Origin of the sequence: Pseudomonas sp. PB105, from assembly GCF_009764655.1 — a bacterium.
GTDB lineage: Bacteria > Pseudomonadota > Gammaproteobacteria > Pseudomonadales > Pseudomonadaceae > Aquipseudomonas > Aquipseudomonas cyclaminis.
This window is the reverse complement of sequence record NZ_RWIO01000077.1, coordinates 13,888-37,007: the sequence shown is the minus strand read 5'-3', so window position 1 is coordinate 37,007 and position 23,120 is coordinate 13,888. Positions and strand designations below refer to the sequence as shown.

The window sequence follows — 23,120 nt, the reverse complement described above, 5'->3', positions numbered from 1 at the left end:
GGGGTAAACCGGCAGGGATGCCGGTTTAGCCGCCCTGCGCCATGGATGGCGCGTGGCGGCGGCCCCCCAAATCAATGTCGGATTACGGGCATGCCGAGCCTAGGCGAGGCACCGAGTGGTGGGGCGAGGACCTTTTGGTTACTTTTGGGTCCCTCCAAAAGTGACCCGCTGTAAGAGCGGAACCCTAAGCCGCCGTTACCGCAGCAACGGATATGTACACCACCATCAAACTGTTGCGATTTGGGCAACAGTCATTCTCTTGTTACACTCTGTATCACACCGCCCGCCTGCGTTAATTTGACGCATCGACGAGCGCTACGGCAAAGACACCTACCCGCTTACCCGAATTTCCCTCGACTTATTTCCAGGGCTCTACACTGGGAATCTGTCTTAAAGCCGCTGATATCAGCGGCTTTTTTTTGCCGTAAAAAAGGCCAGGCACACCCCCACGACATTGGCCGTTTTCGATTGACCAAAGGAGCTTTACCGGTGAAGAACTCGCTGACGCTGACCCCGTTATTCCTCGCGATTGCAGCAACTATCGTCCCCCTTGCCCACGCGGCAGACACTCCCCCCACTGAAGGTTTCATCGAGGGCTCGCACCTCAACATCAACACCCGCAACTACTACATGAACCGCGACCGGCGCGACACTCATACCGATGACAGCAAGGAGTGGGGCCAGGGCTTCCTCGGTACGTTCGAATCCGGCTACACCCAAGGCACCGTCGGCTTCGGCCTGGATGCCCACGCCATGCTCGGCCTCAAGCTCGACGGCGGTGGCGGCACTGACGGTTCCAGCATTCTTCCCTACGGCAGCACTGACGGCAGCGGCAAAGCGCCCGGATCGTTCTCCACGGCCGGTGGCACGTTGAAGGTGCGCGCCTTTGATACCGAGCTGAAAGCCGGTGACCTGTTCCTCAACAACCCGGTCATCGCGGGCGGCCAGACCCGCATGCTGCCGCAGACGTTCCGAGGCGTGAGCCTGAACAACCACAGCTTCGACGGCTGGATGTTCGAAGGCGGCCAGGCCAGTTTCACCAAGCTCTACAACCAGAGCGGTCACCGTCGCATCGGCACCAGCTACGGCGCTTTGCCGAGCAACACCGACAGCCAGCATATGAACTGGGCCGGTGTGTCGTTCAGCGGTATTCCCGGCCTGACCAGCAACCTGTACGCCTCCGAACTCAAGGACGTCTGGCACCAGTACTACTACGACCTGGACTACACCTACGCACTCAATGACCTGGTCAGCCTCAACCCGGGCCTGCACTACTACCACACCCAGGACACCGGCCAGTCGTTGCTGGGGGGTATCGACAACAACACCTACAGCCTGCATTTCACCGTGGGCGTGGGGAACCACAGCGTCACCGCCGCCTACCAGCGTGTAAACGGCAACACACCATTCGACTACATCGCCCAGGGCGACAGCGTGTACCTGGACAACTCCCAGCAATACTCGGACTTCAACGGCCCCAACGAGCGCTCGTGGAAGCTCAAGTACGCCTATGACTTCGCAGGCTGGGGCCTGCCCGGCCTGACCTCGGCCGTGTCCTACATCAGCGGCAAGACCGACCTGACCCAGGTCGACCCGCAAAGCCGTGGCTACAGCGCCTGGTACAGCGCCGATGGCAAAGACGCCAAGCATTGGGAGCGGGACATCGACGTGAAATACGTGGTGCAGGGCGGCAAGGCCAAGGACCTCGCAATGCGCTTTCAATGGGCGACCAACCGCGGCAGTAACGGCTACTCGGCGGTGGACCGGGATGTGGATGAGTACCGGGTGATAGTCGACTACCCCATCAACGTCTTCTGACCTGCTGATCTTTCTTTCCAATTCAGCATTTATTTTTCATCGGGTAGAACTAAACTGCCAGCATTCACACCGCTGAAGTCTGCCCGATGAGTCAACGCCCTGCTCGTACCTCGCCTGCACATCCGGAGTTGTTTTTGATTCTGGGCAGCGGCCTCACCGTCGCCCTGATTGTAATTATCGTCGCGGCGTTGCTGATCCGTGAACACGCCAGCACCCTGCAGGCGGCCAAGCGCTCGACCACCAACATTGCCCAACTGATCAATGCCGATGTGCTGCGCAACGTCGAGTTGTACGACCTGGCGCTCAAAGGCTTGATCGCAGCCAAGCAACGCGAAGACCTGGCGCAGGTGGATGTGAATATCCAGCACCTGGTGCAGTTTGACCTGGCCACGGCGGCGCCTTTCAAGGGCGAGGTCCTGTTGTTGGACGCGGAGGGCGCAGTCACTGCAGACTCCTCAACCTTGCACCCCAGCCCGCGTAACTTTGCCGACCGCGACTATTTCCAGGTACATGCACAGGACGCCCAGGCCGGCTTGTTCATCAGTCGACCGTTCAAGATCCATTGCGATTGCGACCAGGTCTGGCGCATGGCATTCAGTCGGCGCGTCTCAGGGCCCAACGGAGAGTTCGCCGGCGTTGCGGTGGCGACCATGCGCCTGGCGTATTTCGACCAGTTGTTCAGCACCCTGACCATCGGCAACGGCAGCAGCGTCAACCTGATCAACAAGAAAGGCATTCTGCTGGCCCAGCAGCCGCTGCTCGAACGCGACATGATCGATAAGGACCTGAGCGAGCGGCCGAATTTCAAACGCATGCTGCTCGAAGGCAGTGGTAGCTTCCAGGCGATCTCCGCCATCAGCGGCAAGGAGCGCCTGTACACCTTTACCAACGTCGGAGAGCTGCCATTGATCGTGGTGGTGGCCCTGTCCAGCCAAGACGTGTTCGCCCCTTGGAAACGCGCGGCGCTACTGACCAGCGGCGCCACCGGCATCCTGTGTATAGGCCTGTTGTGGCTGGCCTGGATGCTGCGTCGTGAACTGCGGCGCCGCTACCGCGCGGAGCGGGTGCTGTCAGAACTGGCAGCCACTGACGCCCTCACCGGGCTGCCCAACCGCCGCATCCTCGATGAGCGCCTGCGCCTGGAGTGGGACCGCGCCCAACGTTCAACAGAGTCGCTGACGCTGCTGATGATCGACGTGGACCACTTCAAGGCGTTCAACGATCGCCATGGCCATCAGGGCGGTGATGAAGCGCTGCGCACGGTGGCCCAAGTGATCGGCAACAACATCCGTCGCCCTGCCGACCTGGCGGCGCGATATGGCGGCGAGGAGTTTGCGGTGGTGCTGCCGCATACCGATGCCAAAGGTGCCTGGGTGATCGCCGAGCACATCCGCAGCAGTGTCGAGCATTTGCCACGGGTGGCGGGGAGCGAACGGCCGATTACCGTGAGCATTGGCATGAGCACTTGGGATAAACGCAGCCGCATGTCCCTGGAGGCGTTACTGCTGAGTGCGGACCAGGCGCTGTATGAGGCCAAGCACAGTGGGCGTAACCGGATTGTGGATGCCACCACCTTCTAATTGTTAATCAAATCCAATGTGGGAGGGGGGCAAGTCCTCTCCCACATTTGGATTTCCAGTGTTCTGAAGGTTTTTCACATAAAAAAAGGCCACCCGAAGGCAGCCTTTAAAAACTAAAGAAAGAGAGTTGTTACTTACACCGCCGCAACGGGACGCATGTAAGAGATCGGTGCGGTGCTGGCATCTTCGAAGGTCACGACTTCCCAAGCGTCTGTCTGCTCAATCAACTTGCGCAGCAGCTGGTTGTTAAGGGCGTGGCCCGACTTGAAGCCTTTGAACTCGCCTATCAGGCTATTGCCCAGCAGGTAGAGGTCACCGATTGCATCGAGGATCTTGTGCTTCACGAATTCGTCTTCGTAGCGAAGGCCGTCTTCGTTCAGTACACCATCCGCGTCGACCACGATGGCGTTTTCAACGCTGCCGCCGAGTGCGAGGTTGTGCTTGCGCAGGTACTCGATGTCACTCATGAAACCAAAAGTACGGGCGCGGCTGACTTCTTTTACGAACGAAGTGCTGGAAAAATCCACGCTTGCACTTTGGGTGCGGTCACGGAATACCGGGTGATCGAAATCGATCTCAAAGCTCACTTTAAAGCCTTCGAACGGGACGAAGGTGGCGCGCTTGTCGCCGTCTTCTACTGTCACTTCCCGCAGAATGCGTATGAACTTCTTGGCTGCGTCCTGTTCTTCCAGGCCGGCAGATTGAATCAGGAATACGAAGGGTCCAGCGCTGCCATCCATGATAGGGACTTCGGACGCGGAGAGCTCGACGTAGGCGTTATCGATGCCCAGGCCAGCCATGGCCGAGAGCAAGTGCTCCACCGTGTCCACTTTGACGTCACCGTTGACCAGTGTGGTCGACATCGTGGTTTCGCCAACGTTTTCCGCGCGAGCAGGAATCTGCACCACAGGGTCCAGGTCGGCACGAACAAACACGATGCCGGTGTCGACAGGTGCAGGTTTGAGGGTCAGGTATACCTTCTCCCCGGAGTGCAGACCTACACCTGTGGCACGGATAATATTCTTCAGGGTGCGTTGTTTAATCATGGCTTGGACCGCTTGAGCGCAAATTGCGAACTGGTATCAACAAAGGCTGGCGATAATAGCAGACCAGACCTTTGCTGAACACCAATCACCTTCATAGCCCTGATACATTCCATCAATCGGCCTGACGACGCAGGAATGCCGGGATGTCCAGGTAGTCCAGGTCATCTTGCGGATTCGGGCTACGGGACGCCGCAGCACCGGCCTGAGCCTGGTTGCGCATCACGGTCGGACGGTCCAGGTCACGGTAGTTCACCGACGGCATTTCCGGGCGCACAGGCGCTGGAGCTGCAGCCGACTGGCTGGCGTGGCTGGTATGGACGGTGTTGTCGATGACCTTGACAGGTTTCTCGATCTTCGCGCCCAGGCCGGTAGCAACCACAGTCACGTGCAGTTCGTCGCGCATGTCTGGATCGATAACGGTACCGACTTTGACCATCGCGTGCTCGGAAGCGAAGGCTTCGATGATGCTACCCACGTCGGAGTACTCACCCAGGGACAGGTCAGGACCGGCGGTGATGTTCACCAGGATGCCGCGTGCACCTTGCAGGTTCACGTCTTCCAGCAGCGGGTTGCGGATGGCCGCTTCAGTGGCTTCGCGCGCACGGTTCGGACCGCTGGCGCAGCCAGTGCCCATCATCGCCATGCCCATTTCGCTCATGACAGTACGTACGTCGGCAAAGTCGACGTTGATCATGCCTGGGCGCTTGATGATGTCGGAGATACCGCGAACGGCACCGGCCAGCACATCGTCAGCCTTGGCGAACGCGGACAGCAGGCTTGCGTCCTTGCCCAGGATGGTCAGCAGCTTCTCGTTGGGAATGGTGATCAACGAGTCGACGCTTTCAGACAGCAGACGGATGCCTTCGTCGGCGATCTGCATACGCTTGCGACCTTCGAACGGGAACGGACGGGTCACGACTGCGACCGTCAGAATGCCCATTTCCTTGGCCACTTCGGCAATGATCGGCGCTGCACCGGTACCGGTACCGCCGCCCATGCCGGTGGTGATGAACACCATGTTGGTGCCTTGCAGCACTTCGGCAATACGCTCGCGGTCTTCCAGGGCGGCTTGACGGCCGACTTCCGGGTTGGCGCCAGCGCCGAGGCCTTTGGTCACGGCTGTGCCCAATTGCAGGATGGTACGCGCGCCGATGCTTTTCAGCGCCTGGGCATCAGTGTTGGCGCAGATGAATTCAACGCCTTCAATGTTGCTCTTGACCATATGGTTGACAGCGTTGCCGCCGCCACCGCCGACACCGATCACTTTGATGACCGGGCTGGCGGGGATGTTGTCTACGAGTTCGAACATGTTCCCTCTCCTTTCGTTATCTCTAGTTTTTTCGCCTACTGCTTCTTTCTGTGTTGCGGTGTAGCGGTAAATCTTTAGAAATTGCCTTTTACCCAAGCCTGCAACCGCTCGAACAACGGCGCCTTGGCCTCGTCGTCACTGCGATAGCTGTCACGGATGCTCGGGCCCGACAGGGAAATGCCGTCGGTCTGCTTTTGCAGTCCGTACAACAGCAAGCCCACACCGGTGGAATAAATCGGGTTGCGCACTACGTCGCCCAGGCCTTTGACGCCATGGGGTACGCCCAGGCGAACCGGCATGTGGAAGATTTCCTCGGCCAGTTCGACCGCGCCTTCCATCTTCGAGGTGCCACCGGTCAGCACGATGCCGGCCGGGATCAAATCTTCGTAGCCACTGCGGCGCAGTTCAGCCTGGATCAGGGTGAACAGCTCGTCGTAGCGCGGCTCGACCACTTCGGCCAAGGCCTGGCGCGACAGTTCGCGCGGTGGACGGTCGCCCACGCTCGGCACCTTGATGGTCTCGCCGGCACCGGCCAGCTTGGCCAGGGCGCAGGCGTAGCGGATCTTGATTTCTTCGGCGTACTGGGTCGGTGTACGCAACGCCATGGCGATGTCGTTGGTGACCTGGTCGCCCGCAATCGGGATCACGGCGGTGTGACGGATTGCACCCTCGGTGAAGATCGCGATGTCAGTGGTGCCGCCGCCGATGTCCACCAGGCACACGCCCAGTTCCTTTTCGTCGTCGGTCAGTACCGAATACGCGGAAGCAAGCTGCTCCAGAATAATGTCGTCGATTTCCAGACCGCAGCGGCGCACGCATTTTTCAATGTTCTGTGCAGCGTTTACGGCGCAGGTCACCACGTGGACCTTGGCCTCCAGACGCACGCCCGACATGCCCAGGGGCTCGCGAACGCCTTCCTGATTATCGATCACGTAATCCTGCGGCAAGGTGTGCAGCACGCGCTGGTCAGCCGGGATCGCCACGGCTTGAGCGGCGTCAAGGACGCGCTCAAGGTCGGCGGCGCTGACTTCGCGGTCGCGGATCGCCACGATGCCGTGGGAGTTCAGGCTGCGGATATGGTTGCCGGCCACGCCGACGAACGCCGAGTGAATCCGGCAACCGGCCATCAGCTGCGCTTCTTCGATAGCACGCTGGATCGACTGCACGGTGGACTCGATGTTCACCACCACGCCCTTCTTCAGGCCCCGGGACGGATGCGTGCCAATACCGACGATCTCGATCACGCCGTCTTCCCCGACCTCGCCCACCAGCGCCACCACCTTGGAGGTGCCGATATCGAGACCGACGATCATTTTGCCGCTTTGCACGTTTGCCATGGGTCCTGCCTCTTCTTAATTCTTCGCGACAGCGGGTTGCGCTGCCGTGGGCGCAGCCGGTTCACGCCAGCCGACGGCAAGGCCGTTGGCGTAACGCAGGTCGACGCTCGCAATGTTCGTAATCTGTTCTTTCAAGGTCTTGTCGTAGATGGCAATGAAGCGGCGCATCTTCTCCACCAAGCGGTCGCGTCCCAGCAACAACTGGATGCCCGGGCCGGAACTGCCTGCCCCGGTCGTCAAAAACCAGCTACCCCGTTCACGCAGTTCCAGGCGTGCAATGGAGAAGCCCATCGGCCGCAGCATCTGGCTCAAGGCCTGGTACTGCTGCATGACTTGCTGCTGCGCCCGCTGCGGCCCGAACAACTGCGGCAGGTGCTCGTAGTTGGCCAACTCACGCGGGGTGAACGCCTGCCCCTGGTTGTTCAACAGCGCCTCTTCACCCCAGCGGGCCACGGGCAGTTGTTCTTCCAGGCGGATCGTCACCTGGTCCGGCCAGACACGGCGGACTTCGGCGTGGGCGATCCACGGCATCTGTTCCAGCTCTGCGCGCATACCGGCCAGGTCGATGGTGAAGAAGCTCGCGGCCAGGTACGGGCCGATGCGCTGCTGCACCGCTTGCTGGCTGATGTAGCTCAAATCGCCCTGCACGCTGATCTTGGTGATCGGCCGGTCGGCATACGGCAACAGCCGCTGCGCGCCCTCATACGTGCCGAAGCCCAACACCACCAGCAACACCGGCCAGAACAACGCCTTGAGGAAACCAAAGTTGGCTTTCGGCAGGCGCGCCGACATCGGCTCTTTAGCCACCATTCGGCTGGCACCCCGTGGCACCGGCTTGCGGCTCGGTGCTTGTGGGGGCTGATGACGAAGCGATGCGCCTTTCATGTCCTTAGCCTCTTGGCTCAATGCTGTCGGCCAGGATCGCCAGCACCAACTGCTGGAAGTCCAAACCGGCCGCACGGGCTGCCATAGGTACCAGGCTGTGGTCGGTCATGCCCGGTGCGGTGTTGACTTCCAGGAACCAGAAATTCCCCTGGTCATCCTGCATCACGTCTGCGCGCGCCCAACCGGCGATACCCAGCGCCTCACAGGCTTTCGCCGTGAGGTCCATCAATTCCTGTTCTTTGTTTGCATCAAGGCCACATGGGATCCGGTACTGGGTATCGGAAGCCAGGTACTTGGCGTCGTAGTCGTAAAAGGTGTGGGGCGTGCCCAATGCGATAGGCGGCAATACCTGGCCACGCAGGGTGGCGATGGTGTACTCGGGACCCTGGATCCACTGTTCCACCAACACTTGCGAATCGTAGGTACTTGCCGCTTTCCATGCGTCGATCAATTCGGCGGCCGAGTTCACTTTAGCCATGCCGATACTGGAGCCTTCATGGGCAGGTTTGACGATCAAAGGCAGGCCCAGTTCCTTGGCTGCAGAAATACAATCGTCTTCGCTGCACAGAACACTGTGACGCGGGGTTGGAATGCCCAGGCTGTGCCACACCTGCTTGGTGCGCAACTTGTCCATCGCCAGCGCCGACGCGAGAATGCCGCTGCCGGTGTAAGGGATGCCAGCGCATTCCAACAAGCCTTGCATGCTGCCGTCTTCACCGCCACGGCCGTGCAGGATGATGAAGGCACGGTCGATCTTCTCGGCCTGCAAGCGGGCGAGGAAGTCATCGCCCACATCGATGCCGAAGGCGTTTACGCCGGCGCTTTGCAGCGCTTCAAGCACGGCATTGCCGGACTTGAGCGACACTTCGCGCTCGGCGCTCTTGCCGCCGAACAACACGGCCACGCGGCCGAAATCGGCAGGCGCGATAGTGGAGAACAGGGAGTCTCTCGTGATCATTTCGACTTCCCCTTGGCAGCAGCGAACAGCGGGCTCGCCAGCAATTTAGGGGCAAGGCCACCAATGTCACCGGCACCCTGGCACAGCAAAATGTCACCGGCCCGCAGCAGCGGCTTGACGATCGGTGCCAGGTCCACACCACGTTCGATGTAGATCGGGTCCAACTGGCCACGCTGACGAATGCTGTTGCACAGCTTGCGGCTGTCGGCGCCCGGAATCGGCTCTTCACCGGCCGGGTACACCTCCATCAGCAACAGCACGTTGGCATCGGCCAATACATTGACGAAGTCGTCGTACAGGTCGCGGGTGCGGCTGTAGCGGTGCGGCTGGTAGACCATCACCAGACGGCGCTCCGGCCAGCCACCGCGGACGGCCTTGATCACCGCCGCCACTTCGGTCGGGTGGTGACCGTAGTCGTCTACCAGCATCACGTCGCCACCTTCTACCGGCAACTGGCCGTAGACCTGGAAACGACGGCCCACACCGGCAAAGCGCGACAGGCCTTCGACGATGGCTTCATCGCTGACACCTTCATCGGAGGCGATGCAGATGGTCGCCAGGGAGTTCAAGACGTTGTGGTTGCCCGGCATGTTCACCGACACATCCAGCGGCTCACGCTCGGGACGCAGCACGGTGAAGAAGGTTTGCATGCCTTCCTGGCGCACGTTGATTGCGCGCACGTCGGCGTCTTCGCTGAAGCCGTAGGTCACGGTCGGACGCTTGACCAGCGGCAGGATTTCGCGCACGACCGGATCGTCCAGGCACACCACGGCCAGCCCATAGAACGGCAGGTTGTGCAGGAACTCGACGAAGGTTTTCTTCAACTTGTTGAAGTCGCCGTCGTAGGTCGCCATGTGGTCTTCGTCGATGTTGGTCACGACGGCCACCAGCGGTTGCAGGTGCAGGAAGCTCGCGTCGCTTTCATCGGCTTCGGCGATCAGGTAGCGGCTGGTGCCGAGCTGGGCATTGGTGCCCGCTGCATTCAGGCGGCCACCGATGACGAACGTCGGGTCCAGGCCACCGGCGGCGAACACCGAGGCGATCAGGCTGGTGGTGGTGGTTTTGCCATGGGTACCGGCGACGGCAATGCCGTGGCGATAGCGCATCAGCTCAGCGAGCATCTCGGCGCGTGGCACCACAGGAATACGGCGCTCCAGGGCGGTGGCTACTTCCGGGTTGGAAGTGTTCACAGCGCTGGATACGACGAGCACGTCAGCCTCGGCGGCGTTCTCGGCGCGGTGGCCGATGAAAATCTGTGCGCCAAACGACTTCAGGCGGTCGGTGACCGGCGACTCTTTCAAGTCTGAACCGGACACCTGGTAGCCCAGGTTCAGCAGCACTTCGGCAATGCCGCACATGCCCACGCCGCCGATGCCGACGAAGTGGATACGACGGATGCGGCGCATCTCGGGTTGCGGCATGGCTTTCTGATTCTCAACCATGGGCCACCTCCAGGCAGATATCGACCACGGTGCGGGTTGCGTCAGGTTTGGCCAGGCGGCTTGCGGTGCTCGCCATGTTGTTGAGTCGTTCCGGTTGCATCAAAACCTCGGTCAGGCGTGCGGCCAAATCGGCGGCGCCAGTCGTTCTTTGCGGCAGCAGGAAGGCAGCGCCCTCCCCGGCCAAATATTCGGCGTTGCGGGTCTGGTGATCGTCGATGGCATGGGGCAAAGGCACCAGCAAGGACGGCAGACCGGCGGCGGCCAGTTCACTGACGGTCAGCGCACCAGCGCGGCAGACCACCAGGTCGGCCCAGCCATAGGCTTGGGCCATGTCTTTGATGAAGGGCTGTACATTCGCCTCGACACCGGCCTCGCGATAACGTGTGGCGGTGACTTCATCGTGGTTCTTGCCGGCCTGATGGAAGATCTCCGGGCGCAATTCCACAGGGAGTTGCGCCACCGCTTCCGGCAGCAATTTGTTCAACGGCTCCGCGCCCAGGCTTCCACCGAGGATCAGCAGATGCGCCTTGCGCCCTGCCAGTGCATTGCGGGCGATATCCATAAACAGCTCGGTACGCACCGGGTTGCCGGTGGTACGGCGTTTATCCGACGCGCTGAAGGTGTTGGGAAACGCTTCACACACCCGCGCCGCCAACGGCACCAGCAGGCGGTTTGCGGTACCGGCGACGGCGTTCTGCTCGTGCACGATCACCGGCACGCCGGCGAGCCTGGCCGCGACGCCGCCAGGGCCCGTCACATAACCGCCAAACCCAAGCACACACACCGGCTGCAATTCACGAATGACCTTGCGCGCCTGCCACACCGCCTTGAGCAACACGAACGGCGCCTTGAGCAGGGACAACTTACCCTTGCCACGCAGGCCGGTGACGTTGATCAGATGCAACGGCAAGCCGGCACCCGGTACCAGTTCGTTTTCGATGCCACGGGGCGTTCCCAACCAGTGCACGGTGTAGCCACGGTTCTGGAATTCACGCGCACAGGCCAGGGCCGGGAACACATGGCCCCCGGTGCCACCCGCCATGATCAGCACATTAGCGCCCATGGGTCGGCTCCTCGGCGAAGTCGCTTTCGCTGAACTCCATCTCTTCACTGCCCAGGTGGGTTCGACTCTCCCACTCGATGCGCAGCAACAAGCCCAGGCAGGCGCAGCAAATCACCAGGGAACTGCCGCCGTAACTGAGGAACGGCAAGGTCAGGCCCTTGGTCGGCAGCAGGCCGACATTCACACCGATGTTGATCAGGAACTGGCCGATCCACAGGAACGACAAGCCGTACGCCACATAGGCGGCGAAATACTGTTTGGCCTTCTCGGCCCACAAGCCGATGTACATGCCGCGTACACACACGAACACGAACAGCGCGACGGTGCACAGCGAGCCGACCACACCCAGCTCTTCGGCGAGTACCGAGAACACGAAGTCGGTGTGGGCTTCCGGCAGGTAGAACTGCTTCTGCACGCTGTTGCCCAGGCCTACGCCCAGCCACTCGCCGCGACCGAAGGCGATCAACGCCTGGGTCAACTGATAGCCGGAACCGAACTGGTCGGACCACGGGTCGGTAAAGGTGATCAGACGTGCCATACGGTAGGGTTGCGCCTGCACCAGAATGGTCACGGCGGCCACGGCCAGTACCACCATCAAACTGAAGCGGAACAGGCCCACGCCACCGAGGAATAGCATCGCCGCTGCGGCCCCCATCATTACGACGGTGGCGCCAAAGTCGGGCTCCATCAGCAACAGGCCGGCCATGGGCAGCAGCACGATGAATGGCTTGAAGAAGCCCATCCAGCTTTCGCGCACTTCCTTCTGGCGACGCACCAGGTAACCGGCGAGGTAGATCACCACGAACACCTTGGCGATTTCCGACGGCTGCACGTTGAACGCACCGAAGCCGATCCAGCGCATCGAGCCGTTCACCTCGCGGCCGATGCCGGGCAGGATCACCATGATCAGCAAGCCGAACGCGCCGATCAGCATCAACCAGCCCAGGCGTTGCCAGGTGGCGATGGGGATCATCATGGTCACGATGCACGCACCCAGACCGATGATCAGGTACACAAGGTGACGGATCATCATGTACAGGGTGTTGCCCGACTGCACGGCAGCCACTTCGGACGACGCCGAGGTGATCATGACCAGGCCCAGGCCCAGCAGCGCAAGGCAACCGGCGAGCATCGGGAAATCGAGGTCGATGCCGCGCCCGGTGATGATCGGTGACGGGTATGGCTTGATGATGTTTCTGAAATCAATGCTCATGCCAAGCCCTCCACGGCGCGGGCGAACAACTGGCCGCGCTCTTCGTAGTTCTTGAACATGTCGAAACTGGCGCACGCCGGCGACAACAGCACGGCATCGCCTGCCCGGGCGAGGGCTTTGCACTGGGCAATGGCGTCGTCCAGGGAAGTGGCGCGCACTTGCGGGACGGCGTCACCGAGGGCTGCGGCGACTTTGTCGGCGTCGCGGCCGATCAGCACCACGGCACGGCAATGCGCGGCGACGGGGGCTTTGAGATCCTTGAACTCGGCACCTTTGCCATCCCCACCGGCGATCAATACCAGCTTGCCCTCGATATCAGCGCCAAGGCCCTCGATGGCAGCCAATGCGGCACCCACGTTGGTGGCCTTGGAGTCGTTGTAATAACTGACGCCGTCCAGGTCGCGCACCCACTGGCAACGATGTTCGAGGCCGCCAAAAGTGCGCAGGCTCGACAGCATGGCGTCGAATGGCAGGCCAACCGCATGGCCGAGGGCCAATGCAGCCAGGGCATTGGATTGGTTATGGGCGCCACGGATTTTCAGCTCGCGCACCGGCATCAGGTTCTGGAATTCGAAGGCCAGGTATTTCTCGCCGTTCTCTTCGCGAATACCAAAGGCCTTGAAGTCGGGTTTGCCCAGGCCGAAGGTCCAGCAGGGCATGCCCTCGCCCATCAGCGGTCGGCTCAGGGCATCCTGGCGGTTGACGACAAATTGCCTGGCGCCACGGAAGATCCGGTGCTTGGCCAGGTGATAAGCCGGCAGGCCGCTGTAGCGGTCCATATGGTCTTCGCTGACGTTCAGTACCGTCGCCACTTCAGCGCCCAGATCGTGGGTGGTTTCCAGCTGGAAGCTCGACAATTCCATCACGTACAGCTCGACGTCGTCGCTGAGCAGGTCCAGGGCCGGCACGCCAAGATTGCCGCCGACGGCCACACGCTTGCCCGCCGCCGCAGCCATCTCGCCCACCAGGGTGGTGACGGTGCTCTTGGCGTTGGAACCGCTGATGGCCACGATCGGCGCCTTCGCGTTGCGCGCGAACAGGTCGATATCGCCAGACAGCTTCACGCCACGGGCCGCCGCCGCTTGCAGGGCCGGTGTCGCCAGGGCCAGGCCCGGGCTCACGTAGAGCTCATCGGCACGGCACAGAAACTCGACATCCAACTCGCCACAACGCACTTCCACGTGCGGGTAGTCACGGCGCAGCGTGACCAGCTCCGGTGGATTTTCCCGCGTATCGGCCACGGCAAACGACGTGCCCCGGTTCGCCAGGAAGCGAACCAGGGACATGCCGCTCTTGCCGAGGCCGACAACGATGCGGAAGTGGTCTGAAGCGATCAGGGACACTCGTTTCTACCTCAGTTTCAGGGTGGCAAGGCCGACCAGTACCAGAATCACGGTGATGATCCAGAAACGGACAATCACGCGTGGCTCCGGCCAGCCCTTGAGTTCAAAGTGGTGGTGAATCGGCGCCATGCGAAACACCCGGCGCCCGGTCAACTTGAAGGAGGCCACCTGGATGACGACCGACAGGGTTTCCATTACGAACACGCCGCCCATGATGAACAACACGATTTCCTGGCGAACGATCACCGCAATGGTGCCCAAGGCTGCGCCCAGCGCCAGTGCGCCGACGTCGCCCATGAAGACTTGTGCCGGGTAGGTGTTGAACCACAGGAAACCCAGGCCGGCACCGATCAAGGCGCCGCAGAACACAATCAATTCACCCGCGCCCGGTACATAAGGGATCAGCAGGTATTCGGCGAATTTCACGTTACCCGACAGGTAGCAGAAGATGCCGAGCGCGCCGCCCACCATCACCGTCGGCATGATCGCCAGGCCGTCGAGGCCGTCGGTCAGGTTCACCGCGTTGCTGGAGCCGACGATCACGAAGTAGGTCAGCACCACGAAGCCGATGCCCAGTGGAATGCTGGCGTCCTTGAGCATCGGAATGATCAGGGTGGTTTCCACTGCGCTTGGTGCGGTGGTGTACAGGAAGATCGCCGCGCCCAGGCCGAATACTGACTGCCAGAAATACTTCCAGCGGCTCGGCAGCCCCTTGGAGTTTTTCTCGATCACTTTGCGGTAGTCGTCGACCCAGCCGATGGCGCCGAACAGCAAAGTCACCAGCAGCACCGTCCAGACGTAACGGTTGTGCAGGTCTGCCCAGAGCAGGGTGCTGATACCGATCGACGACAGGATCAGCGCGCCGCCCATGGTCGGGGTGCCGGACTTGGACAGGTGCGACTGCGGGCCGTCATTACGTACCGATTGACCAATTTGCAGGTTCTGCAGGGTGCGGATCATCCACGGTCCCAGAAACAGCGACAGAGACAGCGCGGTCAGCACACCCAGGATCCCGCGCAGGGTCAGGTACTGAAAGACCGCGAAGCCTTTGTGGAACTGTTGCAGATACTCAGCCAGCAGCAGCAGCATTAATGTTTCTCCGTACTTGAACCGCACAAGGCCGCGACGACGTTTTCCATCACCGCGCTGCGCGATCCCTTGATCAAAATGGTTGTGTGTTTGTCTTGTTCTGCTGCGCCCAAGGCCTGAATCAGCTCGGCCTGGGTTGCGAAATGCCGCGCACCGGGGCCGAAAGCGTTGACCGCATGGGCCATGTTCGTGCCAACGGCGTAGAGCGCGTCCACTTTGCCAGCGGCATAGGCGCCGACTTCACGATGGCCTTGTTCAGCCCAATCGCCCAACTCGCCGATATCGCCCAGTACCAGGACTTTGCGCCCATCAAAGCCTTTGAGCAGATCCACAGCGGCATTGATGGAGGACGGGTTGGCGTTGTAAGTGTCATCAATCACCCGCATCCCGTTGCTGGCAAGTTGCGCCACGGTGCGGCCCTTGACCGGCTGCACCGCGCCCAGGCCCGTGGCGATACCGAACAGCGACACACCCAGGGCATGGGCGGCAGCGGCGGCGGCCAAGGCGTTGGCGACGTTATGGTTGCCCAGCAGATTCAACTGCACGTGCTCGTTACCTTGCGGGGTGTGCAAGGTGAAGGCTGGGCAGCCACGGGCATCCACCGTGATCTTGGAGGCATGGAAGTCTGCGGCGGCATTCAATACGGCGAACGTCAGCACCTTGCGACCGGCAGCGCGTGCACGCCAGGTCTCGAAAGCCTTGTCGTCGAGGTTCAATACGGCGGTGCCCGAAGCGTCGAGGCCTTCAAGGATTTCGCCCTTGGCTTCGACGATTTTTTCCGGACCGCCGAACTCACCCACATGGGCGGTGCCGGCATTGTTGATGATCGCAACGTGGGGCTTGGTCAGCGCCACGGTATAGGCGATTTCGCCGACGCGCGAAGCCCCCAGTTCTATCACCGCCGCCGTGTGTTCCGGGGCCAGTTCGAGCAGGGTCAGCGGGGCGCCGAAATCATTGTTCAGGTTGCCACGGGTCGCAAGCACCGGGCCGCGTGTGCGCAGTACACCGGCGAGCAGTTCCTTGACCGTGGTCTTGCCGCTGGAGCCAGTGACGGCGGCGACAGGCTTATCGAACGCTGCACGGTTGAGCGCACCCAATTGGCCAAGGGCCAGCCGGGTATCGGCGACCAGCAGTTGCGGCAAGGTGGAGTCTGCGACTTCGCGCTGCACCAAGGCACCCACGGCACCTTTGGCAGCGACGTCGTTCAGGTAATCGTGACCGTCAAAGCGTGGGCCGGCCAAGGCGACGAACAGTTGCCCCGGCTTGATCGCCCGGCTATCGATGCTCACGCCATCGAAGCGGCAATCGCTCGACAGCACGCGGGCCGACAGGGCCTGGGTCAGTTCACCGAATGTCATCGCCTTAAGCATGGGCAACCTCCCAAGCGGTCAAGGCATGATCGGCCTCGACCAGATCGGAGAAGGCATGGCGCTCGCCGTTGATTTCCTGGTAGTCCTCGTGGCCTTTACCGGCCAGTACGACCACGTCGTCAGCGCTGGCGCCGGCGATCAATTGCGCGATGGCCGCACCGCGACCAGCAACGAACGTCGCCTTGGAGACGTCTTTGAAGCCTGCGCGGATATCGTCGAAAATCTGGCTCGGGCTTTCGCTGCGCGGGTTGTCATCAGTGACCAGCACGCCGTCGGCCAAGCGCTCGACAATCTCGGCCATCAGCGGACGCTTGCCGCGATCACGATCACCGCCGCAACCGAACAGGCAGAGCAACTTGCCTTTGGCGTGAGGGCGCAGGGCTTCGAGGACTTTTTCCAGGGCATCCGGGGTATGGGCGTAATCAACCACCACCAGCGGCTGCGTGCCGCCACCCAGGCGTTGCATGCGACCGGCCGGACCTTCCAGCTTCGGTAGCACCTTGAGGATCTCGTCCAGGGCGTAATCCAGGCCAAGCAACGCGCCGATGGCGGCGAGGACGTTGCTCAGGTTGAAACGCCCGAGCAACGTGCTGCGCAGGTGGTGTTCGCCCTGGGGCGTTACCAGCGTGGCGCGCACGCCTTCGTCATTGAATTGGGCTTCGCGGCAGTACAGGTACGCGCTGGCGTCCAGCAGGCTGTAGCTGATCAAACGCGATTCGCTGTCCTGGGCAGCCAGTTGGCGACCGAACTCATCGTCCAGGTTCACGACCCGGCACTTCAAGTCACTCCAGGCGAACAACTTGGCCTTGGCGGCCGCGTACGCCTCCATCGTGCCGTGGTAGTCCAGGTGGTCACGGGACAGGTTGGTCATCACTGCCACGTCAAACGCCAGGGCAGTCACGCGGCCCTGGTCGAGGCCGTGGGACGAGACTTCCATGGCAACCGCCTTGGCACCGGCCTTTTTCAGGTCGGCCAGGGTCGCTTGCACGGCGATAGGATTCGGCGTGGTATGCAGGCCGCTTTGCAGCGCGCCATAAAACCCGGTGCCCAAGGTACCCACGATGCCGCAGTGCTGGCCCAGCAGGTCAAGCGCCTGGGCAACCAGCTGGGTCACGCTGGTTTTGCCGTTGGTGCCAGTCACGCCCACCAGATTGAGGTGACGACTCGGGTCACCATAGAAGCGCCCGGCGATGTCCGACAATTGCTTGGCCAAACCTTTGACCGGGATCAGCGGCACGTCGGTGATCGGCAGCACGGTGGCGCCTTCCACTTCATAAGCCACGGCGGCTGCACCGCGCTGCAAGGCGTCGGCTATATGCGCACGGCCATCGACCTTGCCGCCCGGCACCGCCAGGAACAGGTCACCAGCGCGCACATTACGGCTGTCCAGAGTCAACTCGCGAATCAGCAGATCGCGGCCGGCGTGGGCGAAAATCTTGTTCAGGCTAAGAGACATCAGCCGCGCCCTCCATTGGCTTTGACTGCAGCGGCCGGTGGTCCGGCGTTCGCTTGTTGGGTCGGCGGCAGGTTGTCCGGCGTGATGTTCATCAGGCGCAGGGTGCCGGACATCACTTTGCTGAACACAGGCGCCGAAACCAGGCCACCGAAGTAACCGGCTTTGCTCGGCTCGTCGATCACCACAACAATGGCGTAGCGTGGGTCGCTCATCGGGCCGAAGCCGGCGAACAGCGAACGGTAGGAGTTTTCGGCATAGCCCTTGGTCCCCACCGACGTCTTACGTGCGGTACCGGACTTGCCTGCTACGTGATAAGCCGGCACCTGGGCACGGAATACGCCACGTGGCGCTTCGATCACTTGTTGCAGCATGCCTTGCATGGTCTTGGCGACATTTTCCGGGATGACCTGCGTGGCTTTTGGCGCTTCGTCAACGTGGATCAGGCTCAGCGGCACCATGCGGCCATTGTTGGCCAGTACGGAGAAGGCGTGAGCCAGTTGGATAGCGGTTACCGACAGACCGTAACCATAGGAAAGCGTGGCGGTCTCGGCCTTTTTCCAGTCGCGGTAGTTCGGCAGGTTGCCGACGCGCTCACCGGGGAAGTCCAGGCCGGTGGGTTGGCCCAGGCCGATTTTTTGCGCCAGGTGGTAGATGGTTTCGCCGCCGATATCGAAGGCGACCTTACTCATGCCGACGTTACTGGAGTTGATCAGGATGCCTGTCAAATCCAGCACTGGACCTTCGGTGCGCGATACGTCACGAATGGTGTATTTGCCCAACTGCAACGTGCCGGGGTACACCTCGACCTTGTCGCTGGGCTTCCAGCGTCCGGTTTCCAGGGCGGCACTCATGGAGATGGCTTTCATGGTCGAACCCGGCTCGAACACGTCGATCATGGCGCGGTTGCGCATCATCGCCGGTTGCAGGTTGCGACGGTTGTTCGGGTTGTAGGTCGGCTGGTTGACCATGGCCAGGATCTCGCCGGTCTTCACGTCCATGATCACCAGGCTGCCGGCCTTGGCGCCGTTCTCGATGATCGCGTTACGCAGCTCGCGGTTGGCCAGGTATTGCAGACGCAGGTCAATCGACAACGCCAAGGGCTTGCCGGCCTTGGCGTTTTTGGTGACTTGGACATCCTTGATCAGTCTGCCGCGCCGATCCTTGATGACTTGTCGTTTGCCGGGAACCCCGGCCAGCCACTCATCGTAGGCCAGCTCGACGCCTTCGCGACCGTGGTCATCGATGTCGGTAAAGCCGACCATATGGGCAGTGGTTTCACCGGCCGGATAGAAACGACGGAACTCCTCGATGCCGTAGACACCGGGGACTTTAAGGTCGAGCACTTGCTGGCCTTGTTCGGGGGTGAGGCCGCGAACGAGGTAGATGAATTCTTTGTTGGCCTGGGCTTCAAGACGCTCAGCCAGAGCCTTTGGGTCCTGGCCCAAGGCGGCAGCCAGTTGTGGCCACTTGTCCTTGGCCACCTGCAATTCCTTGGCGTTGGCCCACAGGGTGGTCACCGGCGTACTGACGGCCAGAGGCTCGCCGTTACGGTCAGTGATCAGACCGCGGTGCGCAGGAATCGGGATATGACGCAGGCTACGGGCATCGCCCTGGCCGATCAGGAAGTCGCGGTCAACCACCTGCAGGTCAATGATCCGCCAGGCAATCGCACCCACCATCAATGCCAGCAAGCCGAGCATCAGGCGGAAGCGCCATGGGTAGAGTGCGCCTTCGAGCTTCATCATGGCGCCACCATGCGAACGTCGGCCGCGCCCGGGATGTGCATTTTCAGTTGTTCGGTCGCCAGCACTTCGATACGGCTATGGGCCGTCCAGGTGCTTTGCTCAAGGATCAACCGGCCCCACTCCGCCTGCGCTTTGTCGCGCACGCTCAATTCCCCATAGAGGGTATTGAGCAATTGGCGGTTGTAGTGCGCGCTGTAGGACACCGCAATCGCGGACACCAGCACGCCGACGTACAGCAGCATCATGAAGAAGCTGCCGCCCGGCAGGGGCTTGGCGAAAAGCTTGCTCACCGCAGCTTCTCCGCGACGCGCATGACGGCGCTACGGGAGCGTGGGTTGGCCTTGAGTTCCGCTTCGGAAGCGAACTGCGCTTTGCCATGGATTTTGATTTTCGGCACAAAGGCCTCGAAACGCACCGGCAGGTTGCGCGGCAGGTTGTCGGACTCACCCTTGACCAGGCGACGCATGAACAGTTTGACGATGCGGTCTTCCAAAGAGTGGAAGCTGATCACCACCAGGCGACCGCCGACTTCCAACGCGTCCAGAGCGGCTTCGAGGCCTGCTTCCAGATCGCCCAATTCGTTATTGACGTGAATACGCAGGCCCTGGAACGCACGGGTCGCCGGGTTCTTGCCCTTTTCCCAGGCAGGGTTGGCGACTTTCAGCACTTCGGCCAGGTCGGCAGTGCGCTCGAACGGCTGGATCTCGCGGCGCTCGACCACGGCACGGGCCATGCGACCAGCGAAGCGCTCTTCACCGTATTCCTTGAATACGCGGGTGATTTCTTCATGGGGAGCGGTGGCGATGAACTGTGCCGCGCTGATGCCACGGGTAGGGTCCATGCGCATGTCGAGGGGGCCGTCGTTCATGAAACTGAAGCCGCGCTCCGGGTCGTCGAGCTGTGGCGAAGACACGCCCAGGTCGAGCAAAACCCCGGCCACCTTGCCCGCCATGCCGCGCTCAGCCACTTCGGCGCCCAGCTCGGCAAAGCTGCGCTGCACAACGACAAAGCGGCCGTCTTCGGCCGCTAGCGCTTGCCCGGTGGCAATCGCTTGGGGGTCTTTGTCGAACCCGAGGAGCTTACCGTCGGACCCGAGCTGGCTGAGTATCAACCGACTGTGCCCGCCCCTGCCGAAGGTGCCATCCAAATAGCAGCCATCCGCGCGTACGGCGAGAGCCTCAACGGCTTCGTCAAGCAGTACGGTGATGTGGTTAAAGCCGCTATCAATAGTCACAGGATCAAATCACGCAGTTCATCAGGCATAGCGCCCGGTTGTTGAATAGCAGCCAGGTCAGCTGCAGAAACAGCATCCCAGGCATCTTCGTCCCACAATTGGAACTTGTTCAGTTGGCCGACCAGCATTGCGCGCTTGTCCAGCTTGGCGTACTCGCGCAGACGCGGGGGCACCAGGAAACGACCGCTGCCATCGAGTTCAAGGTCGACGGCATTACCGATCAGCAAACGCTGCAGGCGGCGGTTTTCTTCACGCAATGAAGGCAGGGCGCGCAATTTGGTTTCGATCAACTCCCACTCATCGAGGGGGTAAACGCATAAACAAGGGTCAACGGCATCGATCGTGATGATTAACTGCCCGGAACTTCGCGAAATCAGCTCGTCACGATACCGGCTGGGCATAGCGAGACGGCCTTTTGCATCGAGACTGATAGCGTTAGCTCCGCGAAACACAGATGCGTTTCTCCAAATTTTAGCGTTTTACGTTCAAAAAACCCACTTTGTGCCACTTTCCGCCACTTGCGCACACTATAGGAATGCGCCCACCACACCGTCAAGGCGCGGATTCAAGGAAAAGCCTTACAGAACGGAGATTTAGGAGCGTAAAAGCAGGAGAAACCAGAGTTCGACGGTGTTTTTGACCCAGCAAGGTCAAATAGCTCAAAGAGCTACGACTTAAAGTTAAAGTAATTTATTAAGAGTAAGATTTTTTTGGTATTACGAAGATGCATCTGCCAATGATTTGGCAGGGAGGGATTCTTGCGCTACTACCGAGTTTCTGCCTGAGATTCAGGCAGAGGGAAAAAGGTGGAGAGTCGATCTGTAAGCCGGGTTCTGTCTTGAACAGTCATTCGTCTACGATGGCCATCACTGGACACCTTTAGCAACCTACCCGGTCCCAGCGCGGGCCACGCCTTGGGACCCTATTTGGTCTTGCTCCAAGTGGGGTTTACCTAGCCACGAACTGTTGCCAGTCGTGCGGTGCGCTCTTACCGCACCTTTTCACCCTTACCGGCACCGAAGTGCTTAGGCGGTTATTTTCTGTGGCACTTTCCGTAGGCTCACGCCTCCCAGGCATTACCTGGCACTTCGCCCTATGGAGCCCGGACTTTCCTCCCCCCCCTAATTTTCATAGAGGGCAGCGACTGTCCAATCGACTCTCCGCCGCGCAGGTTAACGGCACGGCGGCCTCAGGACAAGTACTAAAAGTGCAGCATCGCCATCACGTTCAGACGAGATACAGCTATAACCCCGGAACTATTCAGCTTTTTGTTTATCCAGCGCGACTTGATACAACACGTTCTTGCGTAAGCCGGTGATTTCCGCCGCCAAGGCTGCGGCACGCTTGAGGGGCATTTCCTTGAGCAGCAGGTCCAGGATACGCATGGCCTCGCTGCCGACTGCATCTTCGGCTTCCGGCGCCGTCCAGCCCGCCACCAGCACCACACACTCGCCGCGCTGCTGATTGCTGTCACCTTCGACAAACGCGCGCAGTTCCTCCAGCGGCAGCCCCTTGAGGGTTTCGAAGGTTTTGGTCAGTTCACGGGCCAGCAATGCCAGGCGCGCGCCGCCGAACACCAATTCCATATCCTGCAGACATTCAAGGATGCGGTGCGGCGCTTCGTAGAAGATCAGGGTCCGTGGCTCTTCCTTTACCGCCTCAAGGCGCGCACGCCGCCCCACCGCCTTGGCCGGCAGGAAACCCTCGAAGATGAAGCGGTCCGAAGGCAGGCCTGCCGCCGACAATGCAGCAATCAGCGCGCACGCCCCCGGAACAGGCACTACATTGATACCAGCGGCCCGCGCCTGGCGAACCAAGTGGTAACCCGGATCGGAAATCAGCGGCGTGCCCGCGTCGGAGATCAGCGCCACATCGTCACCGGCCAGCAGGCGTACGATAAAGCGGCTGCCTTCTTCGCGTTCGTTATGCTCGTGGCACGCGGCTAATGGCGTGCTGATACCAAAATGCTGCATCAACCGTTGGGAGTGCCGCGTGTCTTCCGCCGCGATCAATTTAACCTCGCGCAACACTTTCAGCGCCCGGGCACTGATGTCGTCCAGGTTGCCAATGGGCGTCGCCACGACAAAAAGCGAGCCTGCAGTGGAATTCAAAGGACCTGGAGCAGTCAAAACGCACACCTCGATGGTTGGCAAAAGCCACATTGTAGCGCGTAGACGCCTTGAAAATATGCCATCACGGCCGACGCCTTTTCAGCCGCCGATTGCCAACGGC

General features: G+C 61.0%; 19 protein-coding genes and 1 other RNA gene. 2 read left to right on the top strand and 18 right to left on the bottom strand.

The annotated features are described in order from the left end of the window. Window positions 1-489 precede the first annotated feature (489 nt). A complete protein-coding gene (locus tag EJD88_RS18965) occupies window positions 490-1,818 on the top strand; it encodes an OprD family porin (RefSeq protein WP_158878733.1) in 1,329 nt (442 codons plus the stop codon). An 86-nt stretch (window positions 1,819-1,904) separates the two neighbouring features. Further along, entirely contained in the window at window positions 1,905-3,398 is a 1,494-nt protein-coding gene (locus EJD88_RS18960; RefSeq protein WP_158878732.1) for a sensor domain-containing diguanylate cyclase, read from the top strand. A 134-nt stretch (window positions 3,399-3,532) separates the two neighbouring features. Here EJD88_RS18960 and lpxC read toward each other — a convergent pair whose 3' ends face one another. From lpxC to rsmI, 18 genes are all read right to left on the bottom strand, one after another. After that, window positions 3,533-4,444 carry a UDP-3-O-acyl-N-acetylglucosamine deacetylase gene (gene lpxC, locus EJD88_RS18955; RefSeq protein WP_003171886.1) on the bottom strand — a complete coding sequence of 304 codons (912 nt, stop codon included), beginning with the start codon at window positions 4,442-4,444 and terminating at the stop codon, window positions 3,533-3,535. Between the two features lie 112 nt (window positions 4,445-4,556). Continuing rightward, the gene (ftsZ, locus tag EJD88_RS18950) at window positions 4,557-5,753 is read right to left on the bottom strand and encodes a cell division protein FtsZ (protein ID WP_099584917.1); all 1,197 of its coding nucleotides are present in this window, start codon (window positions 5,751-5,753) and stop codon (window positions 4,557-4,559) included. Window positions 5,754-5,827: 74 nt separating this feature from the next. After that, window positions 5,828-7,090: a cell division protein FtsA gene (ftsA, locus tag EJD88_RS18945; protein WP_017738691.1), complete on the bottom strand. Its 1,263-nt coding sequence runs from the start codon at window positions 7,088-7,090 to the stop codon at window positions 5,828-5,830. Between the two features lie 15 nt (window positions 7,091-7,105). Continuing rightward, window positions 7,106-7,975: a cell division protein FtsQ/DivIB gene (locus EJD88_RS18940; RefSeq protein WP_099584916.1), complete on the bottom strand. Its 870-nt coding sequence runs from the start codon at window positions 7,973-7,975 to the stop codon at window positions 7,106-7,108. Window positions 7,976-7,979: 4 nt separating this feature from the next. After that, window positions 7,980-8,933, bottom strand: a complete 954-nt coding sequence (locus EJD88_RS18935) for a D-alanine--D-alanine ligase (protein WP_158878731.1) — start codon at window positions 8,931-8,933, stop codon at window positions 7,980-7,982. Then, window positions 8,930-10,375, bottom strand: a complete 1,446-nt coding sequence (murC, locus tag EJD88_RS18930) for a UDP-N-acetylmuramate--L-alanine ligase (RefSeq protein ID WP_099584914.1) — start codon at window positions 10,373-10,375, stop codon at window positions 8,930-8,932. The genes EJD88_RS18935 and murC overlap by 4 nt, the downstream gene beginning before the upstream one ends. Continuing rightward, a complete protein-coding gene (murG, locus tag EJD88_RS18925) occupies window positions 10,368-11,438 on the bottom strand; it encodes an undecaprenyldiphospho-muramoylpentapeptide beta-N-acetylglucosaminyltransferase (RefSeq protein WP_112193527.1) in 1,071 nt (356 codons plus the stop codon). Before murG ends, murC begins: the two co-directional genes overlap by 8 nt. Next, a complete protein-coding gene (ftsW, locus tag EJD88_RS18920) occupies window positions 11,428-12,651 on the bottom strand; it encodes a putative lipid II flippase FtsW (protein WP_065924256.1) in 1,224 nt (407 codons plus the stop codon). Before ftsW ends, murG begins: the two co-directional genes overlap by 11 nt. Then, on the bottom strand, window positions 12,648-13,994 hold the full coding sequence (gene murD, locus EJD88_RS18915) for a UDP-N-acetylmuramoyl-L-alanine--D-glutamate ligase (RefSeq protein WP_158878730.1): 1,347 nt from the start codon (window positions 13,992-13,994) through the stop codon (window positions 12,648-12,650). Before murD ends, ftsW begins: the two co-directional genes overlap by 4 nt. Window positions 13,995-14,000: 6 nt before the next feature. Continuing rightward, window positions 14,001-15,083 (bottom strand): phospho-N-acetylmuramoyl-pentapeptide-transferase, encoded by a 1,083-nt coding sequence (mraY, locus tag EJD88_RS18910; RefSeq protein ID WP_078740796.1) that lies wholly within the window; start codon window positions 15,081-15,083, stop codon window positions 14,001-14,003. Beyond that, complete coding sequence (murF, locus tag EJD88_RS18905; protein WP_158878729.1) at window positions 15,083-16,453, bottom strand: UDP-N-acetylmuramoyl-tripeptide--D-alanyl-D-alanine ligase; 1,371 nt, start codon at window positions 16,451-16,453, stop codon at window positions 15,083-15,085. Before murF ends, mraY begins: the two co-directional genes overlap by 1 nt. Further along, window positions 16,446-17,909, bottom strand: a complete 1,464-nt coding sequence (locus EJD88_RS18900) for a UDP-N-acetylmuramoyl-L-alanyl-D-glutamate--2,6-diaminopimelate ligase (RefSeq protein ID WP_099584910.1) — start codon at window positions 17,907-17,909, stop codon at window positions 16,446-16,448. The genes murF and EJD88_RS18900 overlap by 8 nt, the downstream gene beginning before the upstream one ends. After that, window positions 17,909-19,651: a penicillin-binding protein 2 gene (locus EJD88_RS18895; RefSeq protein WP_164673122.1), complete on the bottom strand. Its 1,743-nt coding sequence runs from the start codon at window positions 19,649-19,651 to the stop codon at window positions 17,909-17,911. Before EJD88_RS18895 ends, EJD88_RS18900 begins: the two co-directional genes overlap by 1 nt. Then, window positions 19,651-19,944: a cell division protein FtsL gene (gene ftsL, locus EJD88_RS18890; protein WP_076951227.1), complete on the bottom strand. Its 294-nt coding sequence runs from the start codon at window positions 19,942-19,944 to the stop codon at window positions 19,651-19,653. Before ftsL ends, EJD88_RS18895 begins: the two co-directional genes overlap by 1 nt. Then, window positions 19,941-20,888 (bottom strand): 16S rRNA (cytosine(1402)-N(4))-methyltransferase RsmH, encoded by a 948-nt coding sequence (gene rsmH, locus EJD88_RS18885; RefSeq protein ID WP_026137039.1) that lies wholly within the window; start codon window positions 20,886-20,888, stop codon window positions 19,941-19,943. Before rsmH ends, ftsL begins: the two co-directional genes overlap by 4 nt. Further along, entirely contained in the window at window positions 20,885-21,340 is a 456-nt protein-coding gene (gene mraZ / locus EJD88_RS18880; RefSeq protein ID WP_003171868.1) for a division/cell wall cluster transcriptional repressor MraZ, read from the bottom strand. Before mraZ ends, rsmH begins: the two co-directional genes overlap by 4 nt. A gap of 354 nt (window positions 21,341-21,694) precedes the next feature. After that, an RNA gene (gene rnpB / locus EJD88_RS18875) (RNase P RNA component class A) lies at window positions 21,695-22,048 on the bottom strand. A 96-nt stretch (window positions 22,049-22,144) separates the two neighbouring features. Further along, window positions 22,145-23,050: a 16S rRNA (cytidine(1402)-2'-O)-methyltransferase gene (rsmI, locus tag EJD88_RS18870; RefSeq protein WP_160385005.1), complete on the bottom strand. Its 906-nt coding sequence runs from the start codon at window positions 23,048-23,050 to the stop codon at window positions 22,145-22,147. Window positions 23,051-23,120 lie beyond the last annotated feature (70 nt).

Coding starts and splice junctions, on each gene's coding strand:
- EJD88_RS18960 (WP_158878732.1), top strand. CDS start 1,905: ATGAGTCAACGCCCTGCTCGTACCTCGCCTGCACATCCGGAGTTGTTT.
- lpxC (WP_003171886.1), bottom strand. CDS start 4,444: ATGATTAAACAACGCACCCTGAAGAATATTATCCGTGCCACAGGTGTA.
- ftsZ (WP_099584917.1), bottom strand. CDS start 5,753: ATGTTCGAACTCGTAGACAACATCCCCGCCAGCCCGGTCATCAAAGTG.
- ftsA (WP_017738691.1), bottom strand. CDS start 7,090: ATGGCAAACGTGCAAAGCGGCAAAATGATCGTCGGTCTCGATATCGGC.
- EJD88_RS18940 (WP_099584916.1), bottom strand. CDS start 7,975: ATGAAAGGCGCATCGCTTCGTCATCAGCCCCCACAAGCACCGAGCCGC.
- EJD88_RS18935 (WP_158878731.1), bottom strand. CDS start 8,933: ATGATCACGAGAGACTCCCTGTTCTCCACTATCGCGCCTGCCGATTTC.
- murC (WP_099584914.1), bottom strand. CDS start 10,375: ATGGTTGAGAATCAGAAAGCCATGCCGCAACCCGAGATGCGCCGCATC.
- murG (WP_112193527.1), bottom strand. CDS start 11,438: ATGGGCGCTAATGTGCTGATCATGGCGGGTGGCACCGGGGGCCATGTG.
- ftsW (WP_065924256.1), bottom strand. CDS start 12,651: ATGAGCATTGATTTCAGAAACATCATCAAGCCATACCCGTCACCGATC.
- mraY (WP_078740796.1), bottom strand. CDS start 15,083: ATGCTGCTGCTGCTGGCTGAGTATCTGCAACAGTTCCACAAAGGCTTC.
- murF (WP_158878729.1), bottom strand. CDS start 16,453: ATGCTTAAGGCGATGACATTCGGTGAACTGACCCAGGCCCTGTCGGCC.
- EJD88_RS18900 (WP_099584910.1), bottom strand. CDS start 17,909: ATGTCTCTTAGCCTGAACAAGATTTTCGCCCACGCCGGCCGCGATCTG.
- EJD88_RS18895 (WP_164673122.1), bottom strand. CDS start 19,651: ATGAAGCTCGAAGGCGCACTCTACCCATGGCGCTTCCGCCTGATGCTC.
- rsmI (WP_160385005.1), bottom strand. CDS start 23,050: ATGTGGCTTTTGCCAACCATCGAGGTGTGCGTTTTGACTGCTCCAGGT.